This is a genomic window from Lysinibacillus sp. GbtcB16 (assembly GCF_019091145.1).
GTDB classification, from domain to species: Bacteria; Bacillota; Bacilli; order Bacillales_A; family Planococcaceae; genus Lysinibacillus; species Lysinibacillus fusiformis.
Window position 1 is genome coordinate 1 of record NZ_JAGXJV010000323.1, and the last position, 277, is coordinate 277.

The 277-nt window shown below is 51.6% G+C and carries 1 protein-coding gene; it reads right to left on the reverse strand.

What is annotated here, in order from left to right:
* A partial coding sequence (locus KVT27_RS24425) for a class II fructose-bisphosphate aldolase (protein WP_217582158.1) occupies positions 1-277 on the reverse strand: 277 nt, incomplete at both ends.

Here is a 277-nt window from a genome sequence, read left to right on the forward strand (position 1 = left end):
TCGCCTCAAGCGAATGATGCGACGCATCGATCATGACGGAAGTAAATCCGGCATGTATCGCTCGCACACATACCTCGAAGGTAGAGCCGTGATCCAGATGCAGCGCAACCGGAACTGTAATGCCGTAGTGCTCAATAAGACTGTTCACCATACCGGAGATGCAGGGGAGGCCGCCCATATAAGGAATGTAAGGCTCGCTCACACCAAGAATGACGGGAGCCTCCTCCTCCTGTGCCGCTTGCAGAATCGCTTGTGTAAATTCCAAGTTATTCAAATT